Raw genomic sequence first — 5,352 nt, 5'->3', positions numbered from 1 at the left:
CTCCTTGTTCATTGGCCGGGAAAAATACTTTTTTTCTGAAAGAATGAGAAACCTTTTTCAAACACTGTTGTCATAGTCTGGGTAAATAATCATGAGCAAGGTAGAGCACTATGAATGCAACAGGCTGTATGGAAAGTATCCGGCGTGCGTGTCCGGAAATAACGCCAGCGCGGCAGGAAACTATTGAAAATGCGGCGTTGAAAGCTGGTGTTATCTGCGCTGCAGGTGTGGGTGGTGGAATATCCGGGTATCTGGTCAAGTTGTGTACAGGCACTGGTCTTTTGAAAACAGTCGGTGGAGGTTTCGCAGCGGGCACGTGTCTCGCTTGCACGGGTTTCGTGGCTGAAGATGTATGCCTCCGGTGCCGGAATATATCGGTGTCAAGTGACGACAGCCCCAATCGTTTGCCGGTAGCGAATCAGCCTGGAAAAACCACGGTGCTTTTTTCTCTTCCCTCTATTATTCTGACAGAACCACCTTATGAAGAATCGCCCTTCAAGAAGATAAATTAGCCCGGATATTTCATAAACTGCCCTGAATCTCGCGCACGACCACATGTGGGAGTCAGGGCGACGCAGGATGCCAAGGCCCTGGACTTTGTCGCTCTAATGGATTTTGTGAGGGAGCGCAGGAACTCGGTCGACTGGGCAAAACTTCCTCAGAGCGGCAAAGCACAAGCGAGAACAGGTGGTGCGAGAATATTAGAGTATATTTGCCGAACCCTTTTGGTGAATTTATCCGTATAGCCTGATAATAGCTATAGATAATAAGGCAAAGGGTTCGCCATGAAAAAAAATGGAGTCAGGTTCTACACTCTGAGTCAGTTCCACGTTTCTATCCTGCTGGCTTTTTTAATACCCCTGTTTTCCATACAGAGTTTCGCCCAGAATGCCGGGACTAAACAGGATTATCCGGTCTGGGAGCTGTGGCGGGCGGTTGGACATGCAACATTGAAATGGGGTTTCTGGGATATTTATGATGCTCAGTTGAAAACGCCCTCTGGCCTTTATGACGTTGCTGACCCCGCTGCCTCCGATGTGGCTCTGGTTATCGACTATCGAAGAAAGATCAGTAAAAAACGGTTACTTGCGGCCACAGACCAGCAGTGGGCTCACCTCGGGGTTTCCCGGGAGAACAGAAAGCGCTGGATTCAGCAACTCAGCAAAATATGGAAGGGCGTTCGTGCCGGTGACCGTCTGGTGTTTGTGCTGTCGGCATCCGGTGGCCGTTTTTATTTTGGTCGCTATTTTCTGGGCAAGGTTGACGATGTACAGCTGGCCAGAACCTTTATGGATATCTGGCTTTCCGACAGTACCGCCTACCCGGAACTGCGGCAGCAGCTGATCGGGCGATAAGCCGTAAACGCACATTCAAAAGTTACTGATTGCTCTGTCGATGATAGCTAATGAATGATTCATTAGTTTATTTGCCATGAACAATAAAACCGTTTTCTTTTATCTTGGTGTGGTCTTTTTTGGGCTCTCCGGGTTTGTCGATGCGGACGTTTTAACGGATATCTCAGACGCATCGATCCAGAAGCTGCTCCGGTCCCATCAGATCACCGGCACTCCTGAGCCCGATACACCTGTCGAGCCGTTTACCTCACCGGTGGTAAAGTTAGGAAAAAAATTATTTTTCAGTCCCGATTTAAGCCTCAGTGGCGCCGTGTCCTGTGCCAGTTGCCATCATCCCCAAACCGCTGGCGGTGATGGTCTGGCACTGCCCGTCGGTGTGATCGTCAACGACCACACGCTGTTCGGGCAAAAGCGGCTGGATGCCCTGAAAGGTTTATATCCGGACCAATACGAAGAGCTGCTGATCCCGAGAAACTCACCGACCGTATTTAACGCTTCGTTGTACAGGGAGAATTTATTCTGGGACGGGCGGTTGCAGTATCTTCAGGAAGAATTACCGCAAGCTGATATTACCTCACCTTCTTGTGCAGTTGGTCGTAATGGACGGCTGGTGCGTCTTGGCAATGGCTATTCCAATCTGCGACCAGAATGCTATGAGGAGAAAACCCTGTTGCAGGCACAGGCCCGGCTACCGATGGTCTCTCCCTTTGAAATGAAGGGCTTGCAAGATGCGCACTACAATCACCATGAACTCTATGAAGTTATCATGCAACGACTGCAGTCTAATCCCGAGTGGTGCAGCGTTTTCCGTCAGGCTTTTGCTGAAGCAGCCAGCTGCAAAGAGATAATCCATATCGACCGGATTACCGAGGCCTTATCCAGGTTTCAGGGGCACCTGGTGTTTATCGACAACGCTTTTTTTCGTTACGTAAAAGGTGAGGGTGATTTGACGCCGCTGGAAAAAGAGGGGCTGAAGCTCTTTTTTACGCCACAGGTTCGCCGTGGTGCCGGTTGCGCAGAGTGCCACAGTGGCAATAATCTGTCTGATGAGCAGTTTTATAATATTGGTGTTGCGCCTTACGGACGGGGAGCCAATGGGCGTGGTCTGGACTATGGACGTAAAAATTTCAATTTCAAGAAGATGCCCTATTCGTTCCGTACCCCAAGTCTGCTTAATGTTGCTTTGACCGGGCCTTATTTTCATAATGGCTCAGCAGGGTCACTTTACCAGGTTATAGAGGCTCATACGCTGCATTGGCAATTCCTCCAGATGGATGATAGAAAAAATAAGTCATCAATCGTTCGGACTATCCGCAGTATCGCCATGCAAGACCCGAATTACCGACGGTTGCCTTACCAATTGAAACCGTCCCAGATCGAGGCATTAATTGCTTTTCTTAAAACATTGACAGACTCCTGTGTGAATAAACGTCAGTGTATAGATTATCTGGTTGATCGGCAGCCTATTATTACGGGGCTGGAAAAAACAGGGGGTGTAAAGCAATCGCTGCCGCCTTTGGTTCAAGCGCCAGAATTATCAGGTGAACGGGTGGTTGCATCACCTCTCGTTTATAACTGTGCAAGAAACGCTGCAGCTGTGCAATCGGCTGCTGCCGTTGCCACGCCATTCACAAATATCACTCAGTCCAGCGGTCTGGACCATCAGCGGGTTATTGGTCTGGTCAAGCCCGGATGGTTAATGGATATCATGAACTGGTCTGGCGTGTCGGCCTTTGATATTGATAACAATTGCCTGGATGATTTGATTTTTAATGATAATCAGGGAAATGTCATCGTTTACTATCAGCAGCCATCCGGTGGGTTCCGAAAAGCGATGCTGGAGTTTCCCGATATCAACACAACGGGTGCCATTACTCCGCTGGTGGCGGATATTGATGGTGACTACAAGCCCGACCTCTTTCTCGGCAACAGTGGCAGTCATTTTCCCCAGATTATTTTCAATATGGTCGAATCGCCATCATCCATGGTGCTGAGCAATGTTCAGGGTCCGACGTTAAACGCCAGTTTTGGTGATCTTGATCAGGATGGGCGCCTGGACATGGTGATGGCTTTCTGGCGTACCTACAAGTCTGCGCGACAGCCACAGGTCTGGCGTAATCATGGCTATCGTAACCTGCGGCCGGAGGGGATCGCCTATCCCGGTCTGAGGCACAGCTATGGAGAATTATTGCGTGGGGATGGCGTGATACACCAGCATCATGAGCTGCCGTTGTTTGGCGATAGTGATTTTACCTTTACCCCCAATATGGTCGATTTTGATAATAATGGTACCCCGGATGTGTTGTTGACAGCGGATTTTTTTACTTCGCAACTCTGGCAGTCAACCTCTGAAGGCTTAACAGATATCACGGATATCAATGTCATTAATGGCAGTTTTGGCATGGGGGCAGCCATCGCCGATTTTGACAATGATGGTGACATGGATTGGTTTGAGAGTAGTATTTACGGCTCAGGGCGAGAGAAATATACCGGAAACCGCCTCTATGAAAATATCGGCAATTTTAACGTCCGGGAATCGACCGAAAAAACAGGTTTGCAAAACGGGGGCTGGGGCTGGGGCAGTTGTGCTGCTGATTTCAATAATGATGGTTTGCTGGATATTTTTCATGCCACCGGTTATGGCGCCTTGCCAGAAACTGCTGTTTTTAATTCCGGGCTGGAGAAACAGCAGAACCTTCAGTTTTTGCAAAGCCATGATGCATTTCATAACTCCAGACCAAGGCTGTTTATTAACCAGGGTGGTATGACATTTTCAGACGAGTCTGCTGCCTGGGGCTTAACCGGGGTTAATGATGGCCGTGGCATTGTCTGTTTCGATTATCAGCAAGATGGTGATATTGATATTGTCATCAGCAACTGGGAAGGCATGCCAACGTTCTATCGCAACAACAATACGGACAACAATGACTGGCTATCGGTAAAGCTGGTAGGGTTACCTGGCAACACCGAGGCGTTGGGGGCAAAACTCTATCTTCATACTGATCAGGGGATACAGTACCGGGAAATGCGTTTTGAGAACAACTACGTATCGGCCAACCCCAGGCAGTCTCACTTTGGTCTGGGGCGGGATAGAAAGATTGAAAAATTGGTGATTGAGTGGCCTGCACCTGACCGGCAATCAACAATAATAACCACACCGGACAAAAATCAACGACTGGTTATTTATCATCCGTCCATAGAACAAGACTGAAACATGCCTTTTGCCCGGGGGAAATGGCTGTTGAAGTGGGGAGCGTTCAGTAAGATGTCGGCATCCAGGGTAATATTCAGGAACTCCACCAACATCACCGCAGTCAGCCCCCAGATCAGATACTCCCCGTAGTAGAAGGATGGCATCATGTAGTCCTGATTGCGTAGTTTCCAGTGGTTGAACGTCAGGTTGTCCTTGTCCAGAAAGTAGCTTAACGGGACTTTGAAAATACGATCCAGCTCTGCCATATTGGCCCTGAGTGGCGTATCTGCTTCCATAATCCCGACAATAGGGGTGACCTCCAGACCAAAGCGTGAGACCACCGAGCCGGTCTGGCCAATGATTCTTACCGCCTCTGGAGGGAGGGCAATCTCCTCAAAGGATTCCCTTAATGCCGTATGGATCAGGTCTCTGTCGGACAAGTCCCGCTTGCCGCCCGGAAACGCCACCTCGCCGCTGTGCGTGTTCATATGGGGGGCTCGCCGGGTAAACACCAGCTCCGGTTCCGATGCATTGGTAATGGGTATCAGGACTGCAGCTTCTGGCAGTTGGGCATCTATTGTTCTGGGCTGGTGGTTTTGCAGCCGTTCTTCTACCTGGTGCAACATCATGGTGACTTTAGAGGCATCCTTGCAAGGGACTTGAATTTATCATAAGTAGCTCAGGCGGATTTATCCAGTGTTCTCGGGGTTTATTAATATTTCGTGCCTCTGACACTCCCCGCCCTGGCGGGCGAGGGTTCTTGATCGCTCAAGAACGTTTCTGTTTCACAGTCCGTAGCTCAGG

4 protein-coding genes are annotated in these 5,352 nt (G+C 49.4%); 3 read left to right on the top strand and 1 reads right to left on the bottom strand.

What is annotated here, in order from left to right; translation table 11 throughout:
* Window positions 1-110: 110 nt before the first annotated feature.
* The 3 genes from KDK14_RS04645 (at window position 111) to KDK14_RS04635 (ending at window position 4,566) form a co-directional block, all read left to right on the top strand.
* Window positions 111-512: a hypothetical protein gene (locus KDK14_RS04645; RefSeq protein WP_257263852.1), complete on the top strand. Its 402-nt coding sequence runs from the start codon at window positions 111-113 to the stop codon at window positions 510-512.
* 273 nt (window positions 513-785) lie between these two features.
* Window positions 786-1,355, top strand: a complete 570-nt coding sequence (locus KDK14_RS04640) for a chalcone isomerase family protein (protein WP_257263851.1) — start codon at window positions 786-788, stop codon at window positions 1,353-1,355.
* Window positions 1,356-1,431: 76 nt separating this feature from the next.
* Complete coding sequence (locus KDK14_RS04635; RefSeq protein ID WP_257263850.1) at window positions 1,432-4,566, top strand: cytochrome c peroxidase; 3,135 nt, start codon at window positions 1,432-1,434, stop codon at window positions 4,564-4,566.
* Here KDK14_RS04635 and KDK14_RS04630 read toward each other — a convergent pair.
* Complete coding sequence (locus tag KDK14_RS04630; protein ID WP_257263849.1) at window positions 4,542-5,177, bottom strand: CoA pyrophosphatase; 636 nt, start codon at window positions 5,175-5,177, stop codon at window positions 4,542-4,544. The two genes, KDK14_RS04635 and KDK14_RS04630, sit on opposite strands and share 25 nt — an antisense overlap.
* Window positions 5,178-5,352: the final 175 nt, after the last annotated feature.

The sequence above is a fragment of the Endozoicomonas sp. ONNA2 genome, assembly GCF_024606365.1.
Lineage (GTDB): Bacteria > Pseudomonadota > Gammaproteobacteria > Pseudomonadales > Endozoicomonadaceae > Endozoicomonas.
This window is presented reverse-complemented; position numbering and strand designations above follow the sequence as displayed.

Coding starts and splice junctions, on each gene's coding strand:
- KDK14_RS04635 (WP_257263850.1), top strand. CDS start 1,432: ATGAACAATAAAACCGTTTTCTTTTATCTTGGTGTGGTCTTTTTTGGG.
- KDK14_RS04640 (WP_257263851.1), top strand. CDS start 786: ATGAAAAAAAATGGAGTCAGGTTCTACACTCTGAGTCAGTTCCACGTT.
- KDK14_RS04630 (WP_257263849.1), bottom strand. CDS start 5,177: ATGATGTTGCACCAGGTAGAAGAACGGCTGCAAAACCACCAGCCCAGA.
- KDK14_RS04645 (WP_257263852.1), top strand. CDS start 111: ATGAATGCAACAGGCTGTATGGAAAGTATCCGGCGTGCGTGTCCGGAA.